We start from the raw sequence: 16,964 nt of genomic DNA, 5'->3' as shown, positions 1-16,964 counted from the left end.
CTGCACACCGACGGACGCCACGCCCTCGGGGCGTGGATCAGATGGCGTCAGCCGTCCCACGCGGCCTCGGACCGCCGCCCACCCGGGTGCGGGTGAACGGCGCGCTGGCAGGTCTTCGGACTCGCGGGCACGACCGGGCTCACCGGTCTCCTACTGGCCGTCGCTTCCCAGGCCGTGTCGGCCCAGTGCTGATGTCGGCTGTCGTTCCCACTCACCGCTGCGGGACAGTCCCGGAATTCCACCGGGTTCCCTCTTGCCTCGGCCACTCTGGATGAGCGGCCGAACCAGCTGCGATCGACACCATATATAGGGGCGGCAGCGTTTGTCACACCCCACATGTCGGCGTCGGCGTGTCGCCGGCGCCGACGCCCACCACCATCGATCGACGGGTCATCCCGCGAGGGCGACCGGCTGCGCGGCCCGCGTCCGTCGCTCGGTCGCGTAGCTGAACACCGCAAGACCCAGGCCGAGAATCGCGAGGACGACACCCACCCAGGCCGGCGCGAGATAGCCGAAGCCCGCGGCGATGACGACGCTACCCAGCGCGGCGCCGAGGCTGTTGGCGACGTTCATGGCGGACTGGCTCATCGCCGCACCCATCAACTGCGCTCCCGGCGCGACGGTGATCAGGCGCGCCTGTACGACCGGCCCCAGGTAGAGGCTCGTCGCACCCACCAGGAACGCGCCCACGAACAGGCCGACCGGGTTCGACGCGACGAGGCCGAAGACGGCGATGCTGACGATCATGGCGACGAAGCCGACGAACATGCTCCGGTGCAGGTCCCGGTCCGCGAGCCAACCGCCCAAAGCGTTGCCGACCGTCATGCCCAGGCCCACAGCGACGAGCACCCACGGCACCGTCGCGGCCGACAGGCCGGCGACATCGGTGGTGACCGGCGCGAGGTAGGTGTTGACAGCGAACAGCCCGGCGAGGCCCACCGCCCCGGTGGCCGCCACGAGCCACACCTGAGAGGTCCGCAGGGACCGCAACTCGGCGGCCGGCGAGGCGTCGACAGCCGCCACGACCTCCGGAACGACAGCCAGGACCGCCAGCAGCGTGAGCACGAACACACCGGCGATGACCAGGTACGCGGCCCGCCAGCCGACCGCCTGCCCGAGCCGCGTGACCGCCGGCACGCCCACCAGGTTGCTGACGGTCAGACCCCCGAGCACGGCGGCGAAACCCCGGGCCTCGTTGCCGGGGCCGAGCAGTGCCGCCGCGAGCAGACCCGCCGCGCCGAAGTACGCGCCGTGCGGCAGCGCCGCGACGAACCGGGCCACCAGCACAAGGTCGAACGTCGGCGCGATCGCCGAGGCGACGGTGCCGACGATGAAGAGGACGAGCAGACCGAGAACCAGTTTCTTACGCGGCATTCGGGCGGTCAGCGCGGCGATCAGCGGCGCGCCCGCCACCACGCCGAGCGCGTAGGCGGTGATCGTCCAACCCGCGCGGGCCACCGCGTCCGACGACGACACGGCGTACTGCTGTGGGAGCAGGCCGCGTGCGATGTCGGGCAGCAGGCCCATCGCCGCGAACTCGGTGAGGCCGACCGCCACACCGCCCAGCGCCAACGCGAGAACCGCCAGCAGGCGTCGATTTCTGCTCAGTGCATGCACCGAGCGAATTTAGCAACAGCGTTGCGTAATAGGGTGGTGAGATGACGCGCACCACAGCCGACGTCACCTTCCTGCGCGGCTACAACCAGGCACTGGTCATGGCGCTGGGACGTACCGTGCGGACGTTCGAGCGGTCGACAGTTGTCGACGCCACAGGCCTGACGCCGCAAGCCGTCTCCAAGGTCCTCGCCCGGCTGAGCGCCGACGGCCTGATCCGCACCGCCGGCGTCCGCCGCCCCGGCATCGGCAAGCCCGCAGTCGTCTACGAGATCGTGCCCGACAGCCGGTACGCCATCGGCGCCCACGTCGCCCGCCGTACGCTGCGGCTGGTCCTTGTCGACCTTGCCGGCACGGTGCACCACTGCGCGGTCAGCCCGCTTCCCGACGACTTCACCCCGGAGCAGCTCCTCGACGCGCTCAGTTCCGGCATCGACGCGCTGCCTGGCGGCGCCGACCTGCGGGGCCGGCTGACCGGCGTGGGCATCGGCATGATCGGCCCACTGGACCACGCGCGGGGCCTGGTCCGGGACGCCCACGGTCTGCGGCACTGGCACGACGTCCCGCTGCGCGACCTCGCCGAGGCCCACCTGGGCCTGCCCGTGCACCTCGACAAGGACGTCACGGCGGGGATCACGGCCGAGGCGTGGCGGCACGGCGGGACCTTCGGCGACGCCGTCCTCATCATGGTCGAGTCCGGCATCGGCGGAGGCTTCTGGCTGGGCGGCACCGCCCACCGGGGCGCGCACACGAACGCCGGGGAGTTCGGCCACACAGTTGTCGCCCTGGACGGGCCGCCGTGCGTCTGTGGGCGCCACGGATGCCTGGAGATCGTGCACAACCACGCCGCCGAGGCCGGCGACATCGCTCGGGCGGCCCGCGTCCTTGCCGTCGGCGTGGTCAACCTGCTCCAGACCCTCGACCTCTCCCGCGTGGTGCTGGCCGGCGCCGACCTTCTGCGGCACGCGCAGACCTACCTGGCGGCAGTCGAGGAGGCAGTGCACACCGACGTGCCCCGCGCGGACTGGCTCACCACTGACGTGACGCTGTCCAGCCTCGGCCCGGACGTGATCGCCGCCGGTGCCGCCATGCAGGTCCTCGACAAGCACTACGGCGTTCCCGATCTCGCCCCGCTCTAGCAGCGCCGGCGGACGAGGCCGGCGACCGGTCAGCCCTCTCGGGTGTGCACCAGGGCGGCGGCCCGAACCAGGGCCGCCTTCTCTGTGGCGGAGAGCGCGGGGTCGACCCGGCGCAGGCCCAGCGCCCGCCGGAGCTGGCCGGCCCGGGGTGGCTCCGCCCGTCGCTGAAAGGCGTCGAGCCCCGCGTGGGCGAAACCGGCGAGTTGCGGGTCCGGGCCGACCGCCACCTCGGCGAGGATCAGGGCGGTCATTGCCACGTCCAGGTCGGGCGGCCCTTCGGCGGCGTTGCGCCAATCGATCACGACCGGCCCACGCGAGGTCACCATGACGTTCTGTGGGTGCAGGTCGAGGTGCAGGACGCGGGCGGCCGGGTCGGCGCTGAACCGGGGCGGCAGGGCATGCAGACGGTTGTGCAGGTCCACGAGCAGGTCGGCGGCCGTGTCGACGTCGGTGCGCTCGGCGAGCATCGAGGCCAGGAGCGTCTCGCCGTCGAGTCGTTCCAGCACCAGGTCGGGGCCGTCCGAAGCGTGGACGGCCGGGATCGGGTAGCCGGATGTGCGGAGGTGGCGCATCAACGCTGCCTCCGACGCCGTGTCCCCGCCCTGGCGGTAGCGGCGCAGCACCCTCAGCTCGTCAAGCGCGAAGACATCGGCGTCGCGCCCGGACGCGAGCAGTGGAAGATCGGCCATGGCAGTGGACGCTAGCCCGCGCCGCTCTGCTCTGTCCGCCCCGCGGTGGGCGGGCCGTGGTCACGGCCCGCCCACCGCGGCTGCGCTACCGCCTACTCACTTCGCGCCGGTGACGGTGAACGGCCGGGACACCGTCGTCGCCGACTTGGCGCCGGTAAGCGTGACGCTTGTCGCGCCCGCTTTCGCCGCACCCGGGACGACGACTGTCGCGCCGGAGATCACCCCGTCGCCGTTAGCCCGCACGGATTTGACCGCGAGGCGGTCGCCGAAGGCGATGGTGACCTCCTCGTTCGGTACGAACCCGGAACCGTCAACGGTGATCGACGTACCGCGCGGCCCCTCCGTGGTCATCAGCGCCACCCGAGGCTGATAGCTCGGCGCCTGCGCCCGCCCGGTCACCTGGACGGTGGCAGTGGCAGGCGTACGGGTGGACGCACCCGTCGCGGTGACGGCGTACCGGCCGGGCTGCGCGTCACCGGAGGTCGGGACCGAGGCCCGTACCGTTCCCCTCGCGGAGGCCGCGACAGTCGTGGACCGGGACGGGTCGGTGCCGACGACGACTGTCACCTGCTCGCCTGCGGCGAACCCGCTGCCGTCGACGGTGATCGCGTCACCGGTCGTGACGGCGCCGGCTCCCGGCAGTGCGATCGCCGGCTGCGATCCACCACGGGCGACGGTCACGGTGAAGGCCGTGGTGCTGCTCGCCAGCGTGTCCCACGCCGTGACGTGCACCGTGTAGGTGCCCTCCCGCGCGTAGGTGTGCTGCCCGCTCAACGCACCGGACGCGCCGATAGTGACGTCCTCCGGAGCCGTCCCGTCGCCCCACTGGACGCGGGCGCGGTAGCCCGTCGTACCGGGGACGCCGCCGCTCACCGAACCGAGGTTCGCCGCGAGGGACTGCCCGGCGGTGGCCTTCTGGTCGGCCGGGGCGGTGGTCGCCAGCGCGGGGGCCGGCGTGCCGTCGTCGGCCACGGCGAACACGTGGATCCGGCCCGCCGAGCGGGGGTCGCCGGTCTGCGTCGGCAGGGTCACCGACACGAGCGTCTTGCCCGCCGGGATCTGGTACGGCGCGGTGGCGAACAGGAACGGCTGGGCGCCGTCCCGGCTGGTGCCACTCAACCGGTACGCGGACTTCGCGACAACGACGTTGCCGTACGACGGGGTGCCGTTGGCGTTGCCGCCGAGCGTCCAGTCACTCATCTGGATCGGGATGCTGGCGGTGCTGCCGTCAGAGAACGTCGCAGTGCCCATGGTGCTCTGGTTGCCCTGCGTGCCGGCACCGATGAACGAGATGCTCCGGGCGTCGGCCGGCAGGTGCAGGTCGATCGTCGCGCCGTTGCCCGTGGCGTTGTCCGGCTGCCCCGCCGGGATCACCGGGAGGGTGAAGGCCAACGCCGTTCCGGGCACCTCGTGCCGCTGACCGGGGGTGACACCGGCCGCCGCCAGGGCGGCCCTCGAGTACGCCCACGACTTGGCGTCGCAGTCCGCCGCGAGGGTGCCCTCGTCACCGATGCAGACGGTGTCGAACGCCGCGGTGAGGCCGCCTCCCGGCGCGTACGCGACGTCGACGCCGACAGTCGCCGACGCCTGGCTGGTGCCGTCGGTGACCGTGACGTTCGCCTGGTGGTAGCCGGGCGTGGTGTAGGTGTGCTCGCCGCTGACCCGGTAGACGGCCCGCGAGCTCAGCGTCAGGGTGCCGTCGGTGGCAGGTGAGCCGTCACCCCAGTCGATGGTGGCCCGGTAGCTGTCGGCGGCGCCTCCGGTGACAGTGGCAAGTGGCACCGACACCGGTGCTCCCGACCTGGCGTGCACGCCGTCCGTGGCGGTCACCGTGATGTCGCCGCCGCCCAGGTCCAGGTCGCCTCCGGCGAGCAGTTCGATCTCGGCGAGGGTCGGTTGTGCCGCACCGGCGGTCTTGGTGACGACGAGACGGAACTGGGTGTAACGGCCCGGCTTGTCGATCTGGAATGGACGGGTCTGGTTGCGCCAGCGGAACACCTCGCCCACGCGGGAGTCGAGGGTGCTCCAGGTGATGCCGTCGTTGGAGCCCTGGAGCCGCCAGTCCGCCGCGTCTCCCGCGCCCGCACCGGAGGTGAGGGTGTAGTAGCTCGGCTTCTGCCGGCTGCCCCGGGCCACCCAGCTGACCTGCGGCGTGGCGGAGCCGAGGGTCAGTTGCGTGGTCGACGAGTCGTCGAACAGCTTCGCGGCGTCCTGACCGCCGGTCGCCGTGGCGGTGCCCAGGCCGGGACCCGTGATGTCCTGCAACGGCTTCGGCGCCTTGTCGCCCTTGGTCAACGACGGCGGTACGTCGTTCTTGCCGGTCCCCCAGGACGACGGGTTGGGACCCATCTGGAAGTCGATGGTGCCGCCCTTGACGAGCGCGGCCACGTCGATCGACACCCCACGCTGCTTCTTGCCGTTGACCTTCACATCCTGCACGTACACGTTGCGCGTGCTGTTGTTCGGCGCGTTGACCACGATGTCGCCGCTGGTGCGGCGGACGGTCATCCTGATGAACTGCGGCGAGCCGATGGCCCAGTGGGTCGACCCGGCCTGCAGCGGATAGATGCCCAGCGAGCTGAGGACGTACCACGCCGACATCTCGCCGTTGTCCTCGTCGCCCAGGTAGCCCTGGCCGATCTCGCTGCCGACGTAGAGGCGCCGCATGATCTCGCGTACCGCCGCCTGGGTCTTGGCCGGTGCGCCGGCGACGTCGTACATGTACGGGATGTGGTGCGACGGCTGGTTGCTCATGCCGAGCTGGCCCATCCGCACCGCCCGCGCCTCGAGCATCTCGTGGATGATGCCGCCGTACCCGCCGGGGCGGTCGGCGTTCTCCGGGGTCGCGAAGAACTCGTCGAGCTTGTCCCGCAGCGCCTTGCGCCCGCCGTACAGGTTGGCCAGGCCCTGGCCGTCCTGCTGCGCGGTGAACGCGAAGTTCCACCCGTTGGTCTCGGTGTAGACGCCACCCCAGTCCAGCGGGTCACCGGCGAGGAACGCGCCGGAGGCGTCGCGGCCCTGGAAGAGCTTCGTCTTCGGGTCGAAGAGGTGCACGTAGTTGCGGGCGCGTTCCAGGAAGTACCGGGACTCCTCCTTGAGGCGTTCACGCTGCGACTTCGGGGTGGCCGGGTCCTTGGCGAGGGCCGCGGCCATGTTGCCGATGCCGTAGTCGTTGATGAAGCCCTCCAGCGCCCACGACACCGACTCCCCCGTGGAGGTCGGGGTGTAGCCGAGGAACAGCGAGGTCTCGATGCCCTTGCGGCCGACCTCGCTGCGTCCGGACGCGACAGTCGCGTCCTTGACCGCCGCGTCGTACGCCGCCAGCGGGTCGGGCAGCTTGACCCCGCTGAGGTACGCCTGGGCCAGCGCCACGTTCGCGCTGGTGCCGGTCATCAGGTCGGCGTAGCCGGGTGACGACCAGCGGGCGATCCAGCCGCCGTCGCGGTAGTGCTGGACAAAGCCGTCGGAGATCTTCGCGGCGACGTCCGGGTACAGCAGCGCGTACGCGGGCCACACGGTGCGGTAGGTGTCCCAGAAGCCGTTGTTGACGTAGATCTGCCCGTCGACGACCTTCGCGCCGGTACGGGTGGCTGTCGACGTGCCGGTCGGCGCCGACACCGGGCTCGCGTACTGCCAGCGCGGCTTGGCGGCGGTGCCGGTGTTCTCCGACTGCGAGTTCGGGTAGAGGTTGAGCCGGTACAGGTTGGAGTACATGGTCACGAGTTGCGCCTCGGTCGCGCCGCGCAACTCGACGCGGCCGAGCCGGTCCTTCCACGCCGCGGTGGCGGCGGCGCGGATCTGGTCGAAGCTGCGCCCGGTCGCCTCCAGGTCGAGGTTGCGGCGGGCCTGGTCGACCGAGAGGAACGACGTCGCGAGCCGCATCGTCACCTGGCGGTTCGCCGAGACGTCGAAGGTCGCCGACGTCGCCGACGACGCCGTGGGCGCGCGGTCGAAGGCACCGGACACGAACATGCGGCTCCGTCCGGCCGACAGGCCACTTCCGTTGTCGACCCAGCCGGTGATCGTGCCGTCCGTACCGATGGTGAAGGTGCCGTTGTAGAAGACGAGGCTTCCGGTCGGCGACCCGGACGGGAAGGTGAACCGCATGATGCCGGCGTGGTCGGTGGGCGACATCTCGGCGACCAGGCCGTTCTGAAGCGTGACCCGGTAGAGGTCGGGCTGTGCCGTCTCGTCGGCGTGCCGGAAGGCGACCGCCCGGCTGGCCGGCGTCCCGGTCAGCGAACCGTCGCCGGCCACCGGCATCACCGACATCTGGTTGCGGTCACCCATCCACGGGCTGGGCTCGTGGGAGATCGCGAGGCCCTGGAGCGTGGGCAGGTTGGCCGCGTTGTTCGTCCGGTGGTAGTGGTACTCCCAGGAGTCGGACGTCGCGTCGGTCACCGGCGTGAAGAAGTTGAAGCCGTTGGGTACCGCCGTGATCGGCAGGTTGTTGCCGCGCGAGAATCCGCTTGTCGAGTTGGTTCCCCGCCGGGTGTCGACGTAGTTGGTCAGTCGGGAGCCGTCGATCGGCGTCGGCGTGCCCGTCACCTCGATGTCGTCCAGCCAGCCGGTGAACCGGGTGTCAGCGGTTGCCCGCGGGTTGTCGTAGGCGAGCAGGATGCGGTCGATGGTCTTGCCCCGGGCGACAGCGCCGATGTCGGCCTGCACGGCGTTCCACTGGTCGGCGAAGAGCGCCTTCGAGGTGCCCTGCCCGGCAGCGGTCAGCGGGTTGCCGTGCTGGTCGACGACAGCCCGTCCACTGAGGTAGCTGCCGTCGGTGAAGTGCAGGTCGATGGCCGCGAAGGTGGACGGGTACTGGGTGTCGCCGCCGGTGAACTCGGGAAAGATCTTGTAGGACAGCCGGGTGTGCGGGCCGACCGGGATGTCGACGTCGAACAGCTTGTTCGTCGCGTACGACCGGCCGTCGCTCTCGGCGCCACCCGCGTAGCGCAGGGCGGCGAGCCCTGTGAAGCCGACGCCCGGCTTCGTGGTGTACCCGCCGGTCGGGCCGGCGCCCACAGCGGTGCTCATGGGCGCGGCCGGGGGCAGGACGTCCGAGCCGTCGCTGATGTCCCAGGTGGCGAGCTGCACGATGGACGCGCCGGAGTTCGCGGAGATGACCAGCCGGTAGTACCCGTAGGCGGTCGTGTTGGTGAAGCTGTAGGTGTTGCGGGCGAACCGCTTGGCGAAGCTCTGCCCCGTCCGCCGGTCGAGATCGGTCCAGGTGTTGCCGTCGGTGGAGCCCTGGAGCGTGAAGTCCTTGGGGTCGCGGGTCGGCTCGTCGTCGGCGGCGGTCAGCGCGTACCGCACCACCGCCGTCGGCTTGGTGAGCTGGTACGTCACCGAGCCGGTCCGGTCGAAGGCCAGCCACTTGGTCGACGGCTCGCCGTCGGCGAGCTTGGCAGCCGTCTCGTTCGGCGGGTTCTCGGCGCTGGCGGTGACCGCCGCGACCTGGCCGAGCAGGGTGCCGGGCAGCACCCGGCGGGTCGACCCGGTCAGGTTCGCCTGGACCGGCTTGCCCTTCGCGTCGACCTCGACGGCGCTGGCGGCGGGCTGAGGGTCGGCCGACTCGAACGAGCTGCTGAAGGCGCCGGGCGGCGCGGCGTTGGGGGCGGCGCTGGCCAGGGGCGCGGCTACGACCAGCCCCACCGGCAGCAGGGCGGCGGTGGTCGCTGCCACCAGCCGGAGGGACAGGGTGCGCGCACGGGGGAGATACGGCATAGGGGCGGGGCCTTTCGACTCGAACCGGTCGAGTACGTCGAACGTCCGGGCTGTCGTGATGGTTGTCGTGAGTGATTTGTCGTACGTGGCCGGTCGGCCTGACATCGTTGTCATCGGGTTCGAAGACAAGCGCCGGCGTATCCGGTGGATGGTGGCAGATATTTCCCGCAGACCTTTGCCGTGTCAATGGGTTGACTGGAAGGAAACCGGCCTGAAAACTTTTCGACGCCCCTACCGGCCGTCTGCGGCCAGCTCGGCGAGCATCCCCTCGCAACTGCGGACTTCGCGCGCGCCGCTCTTTCCCGAGCAGGCGCGGATCGTCGAGCTGTGTCACCATCCAGTGTCGGTGGCCGAGGTCGCGGCCGAGTTGGATCTACCTCTCGGGACGGTCCGGGTCCTCCTCGGTGACCTGCTCGCGGCAGGGCTTGTCGAGACGCACGAGCCGCCGACGCTGTCGGAGCTGCCGTCACAGGAGTTGCTGGAGTCGATACTCGTCGGGCTGCGCGCCCTGTGACCGGTCGGGTGCCACCCGCGAGCGGTCGCGGGCGGACGTCCGATGACGAAGTGAAGGGGAGACAGGCAGTGCCGGCACCACCGCCTCGGCCACGGCGAACTGTGGCGATCATCCTGCTGGACCGGATCGTGGCCGCCGCCACTGCCGTACGGCAGGTGTTCACCGGTCGTGGCGACGTCTCGCGGGCGACCTGGGTGGCCGTGATCGCGGCGCTGGGGGTGCTGGTCGCGACGGTGGTCTCCGTCGTCGGCGTGCTGCGGTCGCCTGAAGAGTTGGCGCCGGTGACCCTCGACCCGCCACCGTCGGTCGGCCAGGTGGGCACACCCGCGGTCGGTACGCCCCAGGGGCAGGCGCAGCCGGCCCAGGCCAGTCCGACGGCGTCCGTACCGTCGACTGTCACGGCGGCGCCGCCGTCGGCCGGGTCGCCGTCCAAGACTCCCCCGTCTCATGCGTCGACGGCCCCGCCGACGCCGGCGGCCCTCGCCGCCGAGTTCGCCGTCGAGGACAACGCGCTGCTCAGCTACGGCGCCGCCGTGACGATAAGCAATCCCGGTTCGGTGCCGTCGGAGCGGTGGACGCTTACCGTCACGCTGCCGAGGGAGTCACTGCGGGTGAGCTCGGTGCAGGGCGCGCAGGTCAGTCACGACGGTGCGGTGTGGACCTTCGTCCCGGACGGCAGCTCCGGCCAGGTGCCCGGCAGCGCGTCGGTCCGCGTGACGTTCCGGGTGAACGGCTCGACGGTCGGCGCCACCCCCACGGCGTGCACGATCGACGGCGTCGCGTGTGGCGGGCTGGGCTGATCGGTAGTGGTACACCGGACGTTCCGACGGCAGCCACACTCGATTGATCACTGGTTCGGGTGCGCTTCCTAGCGTGGCGGCCATGACTGTCCCACCCGCATCATCGTCGCCCGGCCGCGCGTCGCGGCTCGCCGCCGTGCGCGCCAGGACCGCCGCGGCCGTGGCCGCCCTCGCCGTCACCGGTGCTGCCGCCGTCGCGGTGACAGTGACGACCGCGCCGCCCGCCGCCGCCGAGCCGGGCACCGTTGTCGTCTCGGAGAGCTTCTCCTCCGGGTCGCTGCCCGCCGGATGGAACGCTGTCGACGGCACCTGGAAGGTCCAGAACGGCCGGCTGTACGGCACCTCGGCAAACTCCGGCGAGAACAACAAGATCACCTTCGGGCGGCACCTGAACGACTTCCGGCTCGAAGCGACGATGCGGTTCGAGTCGGTCTCGGCGGCCACCCGCTGGGCGTCGCTCGGCATCGACGTGCCGGCCAGCGGCGCGACCCCGTGGTGGATCGCCACAATGCGCAGCGGCACCACCGCCGCCAACGGTCTCGAATTCGCCCAGCGGACCACCGGCAACGCCTGGGTCGTGACGAACACCGCCTCCGCGCCGTACGCCGCCGGCACCGGTCGGGACGTGCGCGTCGCCGTGGAGGTACACGGCAACCAGGCCCGCTGGATCTTCGACGGGCGGGAGGCGATGCGCACCAGCAGCCTGCAACGCTCGGCAAACGGCGTGCAGGCGCTCTTCGTCAACGACGCCACCGTCTCGTACGACGACGTCACCGTCACCGAGCTGCCGCCGAACGGCTACATCCGCCCGGCGGGCAGCCCGTTCACTGTCATCGCGCACCGTGGCGCGTCCGCCGCCGCGCCGGAGAACACCCTCGTCGCGCAGGAGATCGCGCGCCGGGGCGGCGCCGACTGGATCGAGAACGACGTCCAGCCGAGCAGGGACGGCGTCCCGTTCGTCCTGCACGACGGCACCGTCGACCGGACCACCGACGGTACGGGCAACATCCGCAACCTGACCGCCGCGCAGCTCAAGGCGCTCGACGCCGGCTCCTGGTTCGGCCCGCACTACGTCGGCGAGCGGGTGCCCACCCTTGCCGAGCAGCTCGCCGACCTGCGGACCCGGGGCGGCAACCTGCTCCTGGAGATCAAGGGCAGGCACACGCGCGACGAGGTCGCGACGATCGTCAAGGTGATCCGGGACCAGCAGATGACGGGCCGGGTCTTCATCCAGAGCTTCGAGGTCGACGCCCTGAAGTACAGCTACGAGATCGCCCCCGAACTCCCGCTCGGCCTGCTCCGCGGCAGCCTCGACGCCGACCCGGTGGCGATCTCGAAGGAGCTGCACCTGACCGCGTACAACCCGGACGGCAACGCGCTGCTGGCCAGGCCCGAGATCGTGGCGCCGCTGCACGCCGCCGGTGTCGCGGTGATGGCCTGGACGATCGACTCCGCCGGCCTGTGGCAGCGGTTGGAGCGGATCGGCGTCGACGGTGTCATCACCAACCGCCCGGCCGAGCTGGTGGGGTGGAACGCGGCGCTTCTCCAGCGGCCCGACACGTCGCCGACAGTGGCGATCACCTCGCCGGTCGACGGCGCGCGCCTGGACCGGGCGCAGTCCCCGGTGCTCGCGGTCGCGGCCACGAACGCCGACACCGTCACCGTCACGCTCGACGGCACGACGACGACGGTCGGGCGTGAGCTGGACTTGACCACGCTGGCCGCCGGCCGGCACACCATCACGGCCGAGGTCACCGGGCCCGCCGGTACGGCGACCACCACCAGCACATTCACGGTGACGGCGAGCCAGGCGAGCCTCGGCTACCTGATCCTCACCTCCGGCGCCAAGCCCGGAGCCCTCACCGCGATGAGCACTCACGTGGCCCACGGCCAGTACGCCCAGCTGGCCACGTACGTCGAGCGGCAGGCAGGCAAGCTCGTACCGGCTGATGTCGCGCGCGTCATCGCCGCCGACGCGCGGACCCTCGCCCGCCCGTAGCCCGCCGTGGCACCGGAGTCCCCGCCGTCGGCCCGGACGGCGGGGACTCACACCCTCCCGGTTGCGAGCGTCGCTCATGATTGGGGGGTGATTCGCTTCGTGCTCAACGTGCTGTGGCTCATCTTCGGTGGCGGCATCGTGCTGGCGTTCGGCTACGGCCTCGCCGCGCTGATCTGCTTCGTCCTCGTCGTCACCATCCCGTTCGGTGTGGCGTCGCTGCGCCTGGCCGTCTACTCGCTGTGGCCGTTCGGCCGCACCCTGGTGCCCAAGCCGGGCGTGGGTGTCGGCTCCGGACTGGCGAACGTCCTGTGGGTGGTGCTGGCGGGCTGGTGGCTCGCCCTGTTCCACATCACCGCCGGCATCGCCCTCTGCGTTTCGATCATCGGAATCCCGTTCGGCATCGCCAACTTCAAGCTCGTTCCGGCCGCGTTCTGGCCGCTGGGTCGGGAGGTCGTCGACGTACCGTGATCGCCTGGTCGCTGGTGCAGCGGCGACCCAATGTCGATGGCGGGCCGGTCCGCACCGGCGCGGTCGGTAGTGGACAATCCGTGAAGCGACCCCGATCCACGGCGGTGGCGGACGCGCCACCAATAGACCCCTCGATAGGAGCCTGGCATGGCCGGCCCGGACGCCGAACTCACCGCGAAGCTTCAGCCCGACGTGCCGCACGCGGCGCGGATCTGGAACTACTGGATGGGTGGCAAGGACAACTTCCAGTCCGACCGGGCGGCCGGTGACGCCGTGGCCGAGGTCTATCCGGAGATCGTCCTGATGGCCCAGCAGTCCCGTGGGTTCCTGGTGCGCACGGTGCGCTACCTGGCCGCCGAGGCGGGCATCCGGCAGTTCCTGGACATCGGCACCGGCCTGCCCACCATGCAGAACACCCACGCGGTCGCCCAGGGCATCGCGCCAGATTCGCGGATCGTCTACGTCGACAACGACCCGATGGTTCTCGTGCACGCCCGGGCGCTGCTGGCCAGCACGACGACGCAGGGCGTCACCACGTACGTGCCCGCCGACTACCACGACCCGGAGAAGATCCTCGCCGAGGCCGCGCAGACGCTGGACTTCGACGAGCCGATCGCCGTGATGTACATGGGCGTCCTCGGCTACGAACCGGACCTGGACGTGGTGCGTTCGATCATCGGGCGGACGATGGACGCGACCGCGTCCGGCAGCCACCTTGTCTTCTGGGACGGCACCAACACCAGCCCGGCGGTGGTCGACGGCGCGCAGCGGCTCGCCGAGAGCGGCGGCGTCCCCTACATCCTGCGCAGCCCGGAGGACCTCGCCAGCTGCTTCGCGGGGCTGACCCTTGTGGAGCCCGGCCTGGTGCCGATCCCGCTGTGGCGGCCGGACGACGCCGACGCCACCAGAATCGACGCCTACGGCGCGGTGGGCCGCAAGCCCTGACCACCTGCGGCGCGTTGCGCCCGCAAGCCCGGGGGCCGGCGCCGGTGGCGCGCTGGCGCCGGCCCCCGGGCGGCCCGGCGGTCACCGACCGCAGGTCAGCGTCAACTCCGCCGGTGCGGTGCTCGTCGCCACGAGCATGCCGAACGTCGTCACAGCGTCCGGCGCGAGCGTTCCGTTATAGGAGGCGTTTCCGACGGTGACGTCGGCGCCTTCCGTGTCGGCCAGCCCGCCCCAGATCGCCTGGATGCGCTCGTCACCGGCCCACCGCCACGAGACGTGCCACCGGTCCAGCGGCTCCACACCTGTGTTGCGGACGGTGACGGTGGCGACGTAGCCGCCGCCCCAGCGGGAGTCGACGGTGGCCGTCGCCCGGCACGCCGCCAGCGGCAGGGTCCGGGCCGCTCCGCCGATCACGTACGGGTCGGGCAGGTCGTTTTCGTCGCTGAACCGGTACCAGTATTCGGTGTCGGGTGTCAGCCGCTCGATGGTGACGGTGCCGTTGCGCTCCGGCCCGGAGGTGGCCTCGGCCACCGGGTTCTGCCACCGCAGGGCGTCGTCACGGCCGGCGAAGAGGGTGACGGTTACCGGCGGGTCGAAGCCGCAGGGCGGGCTGAGCACTATCGCGTAGGTGATGGTCAGGCTGGTGGCGGTCGCACCTGTCACCCGGCCACTGATCGGCAGCGCCGGAGGGCACGTCGGTGCGGGTGTCGGCACAGGTGTCGGCGTGGCCACGGCGATGGGCGTCGGAGCCGCCACGGCGGTGGGCGTCGGAGCCGCCACGGCGGTGGGCGGCGAGAGTGTCGGAGCCGCCGCGGCGACGCCGGTGGTCGCGGCCCAGCCGGCCAGGACGACGGTCGTCACCGTCAGGAGCTTGCGCAGCATCGGTACCTCCGGAAAGACACGTCGCCGTCGCGGCGGATGACCGGCCGTGCGGGTGCGGACGTGCGCGACGGCCGCCCGACGGCGATCAGCATGCGGCCGTTGGCGAGGACGTGCCCGGCACGGGATGGCGTGGCCACCTCGTGCGTCCTCTGGTCCGTCGAAAGAGGGGCGCGCTGGCTCCCGAGCGCGACCGGACCACAGCATCCCATTCGACGCACATCAATACAACAACCGGTTGTCGCGCCCGACGCGGAGCGGTGGCGCCGTGGCTGTCCACCGCACACCGCGCGGCGCTGTCCCTTCGGAGCCACGGCGCATAGCCTCCTGGAATGCGGCACACCTTCACCCCCGGCGACGAGACGCTGCACGGTCACTTCCGCGCGGACGCCCCGCCGGTGCTCACCGTCGACCCCGGCGACACCGTCACCTACCGCACCCTGGACTGCTGGTGGTCCGCCGGTCCGTACCCCGGCGGGCGCAACCGGGACCGGCCCCGCGTCCCGCAGCACCGGCCCGACCACGGGCACGCGCTGATCGGCCCGGTCGCGGTCCGCGGCGCTCGCGCCGGTCAGACCCTCGCGGTACGCCTCGACGCGATAGTTCCCGGCGCCTGGGGAACGACTGTGGCCGGCGGCTGGGCGAGCGGTTTCAACGAGCGCTACGGCGTCGAGGAAGAGGGAGTGGTGCACGCCTGGGAGCTGGACGCGGCGACGATGACGGGCCGCAACCAGCACGGTCACACCGTGGCGCTGCGCCCGTTCATGGGGGTGCTCGGCATGCCACCTGCCGAGCCGGGACGCCACTCGACCATCCCGCCGCGGGCCTGCGGCGGCAACCTGGACTGCAAGGACCTGACCGTCGGCAGCACACTGCTGCTGCCCATCTCGGTCGACGGTGCGCTGTTCTCGGTCGGGGACGGGCACGCCGCGCAGGGCGACGGTGAGGTGGGCGGCACCGCGATCGAGTGCCCGATGGACGAGGTGACGGTGACCCTCGACGTCCGCGACGACTTCCCGCTGACCGGCCCGGTGGCCCGCGTCGCGGACGCCTGGCTGACCCTGGGTGTCGGCGCGTCCCTGGACGACGCCACGTTCATGGCCCTGGACTCGATGCTGACCCTTATGCAACGGCTGCACGGGCTGAGCCGCCCGGACGCTGTGGCGCTGGCAAGTGTCCTGATCGACGTACGGGTGACGCAGATCGTCAACGAGACCGTCGGCGCGCACGCGGTGCTGCGCGACGACGCCTGGCGCTGAACCAGCGCGACGACGCCTGGCGCTGGTTCAGCGCGGCGAGGGCCGCACGCCGGGATCACCGCAGGGGACCCGCGCCGGGTCAGCGGAGTTGGCGCGCGGCGAACCGGGCCGGCGGGACAGCGATGGCGTCCTGCGTGGCGATCAACTGGATCTCCCGGGTGCCCGCCGCGAGGGTCGCTTCGAGGACCGTGTAGACCGAGGCGATGGTGTGCTCCAGCGCCGTCGCCGGTGAGCCGGTGGTCCACAGGTGCGCGAGGTAGAGCGCCGCTGTGACGTCGCCCCCGCCGTTCGGGTTGATCGGCAGCAGCGGGGTGGTCACCGCCCAGGCGCCCTCGTCGGAGACGGCCACCACCTCCAGGGAACCCTCCGGCAGATCGCCGTGCAGGACACTTGTGACGAGCACGTGCCGTGGCCCGGTCGCGCGGACGTCGTCGACCGCCGCCAGCACCTCCGCCAGCGAGGTCGTCGTGCGGCCGGCGAGGAAGTCCAGCTCGAAGTGGTTCGGCGTGATGATGTCCGCGCGCGGCACGACTGTGTCACGCAGGTACTCGGGGATGCCCGGCCGGACGAACATCCCCCGCCCGGCGTCGCCCATCACCGGGTCGCAGCAGTAGACCGCAGCCGGGTTTGCGGCCTTGACCCGGTCCACCGTCGCCAGGATCACCTCACCCACCGCCGGGTCGCCCTGGTAGCCCGACAGCACGGCGTCGGCGGTGCCGAGGACACCCCGGTCGGCGATGCCCTCGATCACCTCGGCCACGTCCGCCGCCGCGAGGGTCGGGCCGCGCCACGCGCCGTACCCGGTGTGGTTGGAGAAGTGGACCGTCAGGACCGGCCAGACCTCGTGCCCGAGCCGCTGGAGGGGGAAGACGGCCGCGGAGTTGCCGACGTAGCCGTAGGCGACCGACGACTGGATGGAGAGGATCTGCACCGCCCC

12 protein-coding genes and 1 riboswitch are annotated in these 16,964 nt (G+C 71.6%); of the genes, 7 read left to right on the top strand and 5 right to left on the bottom strand.

The window, feature by feature from the left end; genetic code table 11:
• Positions 1 to 89: 89 nt before the first annotated feature.
• Positions 90 to 304, bottom strand: a riboswitch (cobalamin riboswitch).
• 86 nt (positions 305 to 390) lie between these two features.
• Complete coding sequence (locus F4558_RS07640) at positions 391 to 1,617, bottom strand: MFS transporter (RefSeq protein WP_167943633.1); 1,227 nt, start codon at positions 1,615 to 1,617, stop codon at positions 391 to 393.
• Positions 1,618 to 1,658: 41 nt separating this feature from the next.
• Here F4558_RS07640 and F4558_RS07635 point away from each other — a divergent pair, with 41 nt between their 5' ends.
• Entirely contained in the window at positions 1,659 to 2,753 is a 1,095-nt protein-coding gene (locus tag F4558_RS07635; protein ID WP_167943632.1) for an ROK family transcriptional regulator, read from the top strand.
• A 29-nt stretch (positions 2,754 to 2,782) separates the two neighbouring features.
• On the opposite strand, the gene F4558_RS07630 is transcribed toward F4558_RS07635, so the two are convergent.
• Entirely contained in the window at positions 2,783 to 3,442 is a 660-nt protein-coding gene (locus F4558_RS07630; RefSeq protein WP_167943631.1) for a phosphotransferase, read from the bottom strand.
• A 96-nt stretch (positions 3,443 to 3,538) separates the two neighbouring features.
• Positions 3,539 to 9,163: a GH92 family glycosyl hydrolase gene (locus F4558_RS07625; RefSeq protein ID WP_167943630.1), complete on the bottom strand. Its 5,625-nt coding sequence runs from the start codon at positions 9,161 to 9,163 to the stop codon at positions 3,539 to 3,541.
• A 58-nt stretch (positions 9,164 to 9,221) separates the two neighbouring features.
• Here F4558_RS07625 and F4558_RS07620 point away from each other — a divergent pair, with 58 nt between their 5' ends.
• The 5 genes from F4558_RS07620 (at position 9,222) to F4558_RS07600 (ending at position 13,889) form a co-directional block, all read left to right on the top strand.
• Positions 9,222 to 9,677: a DUF742 domain-containing protein gene (locus F4558_RS07620; RefSeq protein ID WP_312877285.1), complete on the top strand. Its 456-nt coding sequence runs from the start codon at positions 9,222 to 9,224 to the stop codon at positions 9,675 to 9,677.
• Between the two features lie 68 nt (positions 9,678 to 9,745).
• On the top strand, positions 9,746 to 10,477 hold the full coding sequence (locus F4558_RS07615) for a cellulose binding domain-containing protein (RefSeq protein WP_209273217.1): 732 nt from the start codon (positions 9,746 to 9,748) through the stop codon (positions 10,475 to 10,477).
• An 82-nt stretch (positions 10,478 to 10,559) separates the two neighbouring features.
• A complete protein-coding gene (locus F4558_RS07610; RefSeq protein ID WP_167943628.1) occupies positions 10,560 to 12,476 on the top strand; it encodes a glycerophosphodiester phosphodiesterase in 1,917 nt (638 codons plus the stop codon).
• Positions 12,477 to 12,563: 87 nt separating this feature from the next.
• Positions 12,564 to 12,944: a YccF domain-containing protein gene (locus F4558_RS07605; RefSeq protein ID WP_053656734.1), complete on the top strand. Its 381-nt coding sequence runs from the start codon at positions 12,564 to 12,566 to the stop codon at positions 12,942 to 12,944.
• A 147-nt stretch (positions 12,945 to 13,091) separates the two neighbouring features.
• Entirely contained in the window at positions 13,092 to 13,889 is a 798-nt protein-coding gene (locus F4558_RS07600) for an SAM-dependent methyltransferase (protein WP_167943627.1), read from the top strand.
• An 81-nt stretch (positions 13,890 to 13,970) separates the two neighbouring features.
• Here F4558_RS07600 and F4558_RS07595 read toward each other — a convergent pair whose 3' ends face one another.
• A complete protein-coding gene (locus F4558_RS07595; RefSeq protein ID WP_167943626.1) occupies positions 13,971 to 14,771 on the bottom strand; it encodes a cellulose binding domain-containing protein in 801 nt (266 codons plus the stop codon).
• 329 nt (positions 14,772 to 15,100) lie between these two features.
• Between F4558_RS07595 and F4558_RS07590 the strand changes: the two genes are divergently transcribed.
• Positions 15,101 to 16,027, top strand: a complete 927-nt coding sequence (locus tag F4558_RS07590; RefSeq protein ID WP_167943625.1) for an acetamidase/formamidase family protein — start codon at positions 15,101 to 15,103, stop codon at positions 16,025 to 16,027.
• Between the two features lie 79 nt (positions 16,028 to 16,106).
• Here F4558_RS07590 and pdxY read toward each other — a convergent pair whose 3' ends face one another.
• Entirely contained in the window at positions 16,107 to 16,958 is an 852-nt protein-coding gene (pdxY, locus tag F4558_RS07585) for a pyridoxal kinase PdxY (RefSeq protein WP_167943624.1), read from the bottom strand.
• Between the last annotated feature and the right edge of the window lie 6 nt (positions 16,959 to 16,964).

It is taken from the genome of Micromonospora profundi, assembly GCF_011927785.1.
Taxonomy (GTDB): domain Bacteria; phylum Actinomycetota; class Actinomycetes; order Mycobacteriales; family Micromonosporaceae; genus Micromonospora; species Micromonospora profundi.
The sequence above is the reverse complement of the archived record's forward strand: the minus strand, read 5'-3'. Positions and strand labels throughout refer to the sequence as shown.

What these genes read in the sequence shown, in the direction of transcription:
- F4558_RS07635 (WP_167943632.1), top strand. Translation starts at nt 1,659, where the DNA reads ATGACGCGCACCACAGCCGACGTCACCTTCCTGCGCGGCTACAACCAG.
- F4558_RS07630 (WP_167943631.1), bottom strand. Translation starts at nt 3,442, where the DNA reads ATGGCCGATCTTCCACTGCTCGCGTCCGGGCGCGACGCCGATGTCTTC.
- F4558_RS07625 (WP_167943630.1), bottom strand. Translation starts at nt 9,163, where the DNA reads ATGCCGTATCTCCCCCGTGCGCGCACCCTGTCCCTCCGGCTGGTGGCA.
- F4558_RS07620 (WP_312877285.1), top strand. Translation starts at nt 9,222, where the DNA reads ATGGTTGTCGTGAGTGATTTGTCGTACGTGGCCGGTCGGCCTGACATC.
- F4558_RS07610 (WP_167943628.1), top strand. Translation starts at nt 10,560, where the DNA reads ATGACTGTCCCACCCGCATCATCGTCGCCCGGCCGCGCGTCGCGGCTC.
- F4558_RS07600 (WP_167943627.1), top strand. Translation starts at nt 13,092, where the DNA reads ATGGCCGGCCCGGACGCCGAACTCACCGCGAAGCTTCAGCCCGACGTG.
- F4558_RS07595 (WP_167943626.1), bottom strand. Translation starts at nt 14,771, where the DNA reads ATGCTGCGCAAGCTCCTGACGGTGACGACCGTCGTCCTGGCCGGCTGG.
- F4558_RS07590 (WP_167943625.1), top strand. Translation starts at nt 15,101, where the DNA reads ATGCGGCACACCTTCACCCCCGGCGACGAGACGCTGCACGGTCACTTC.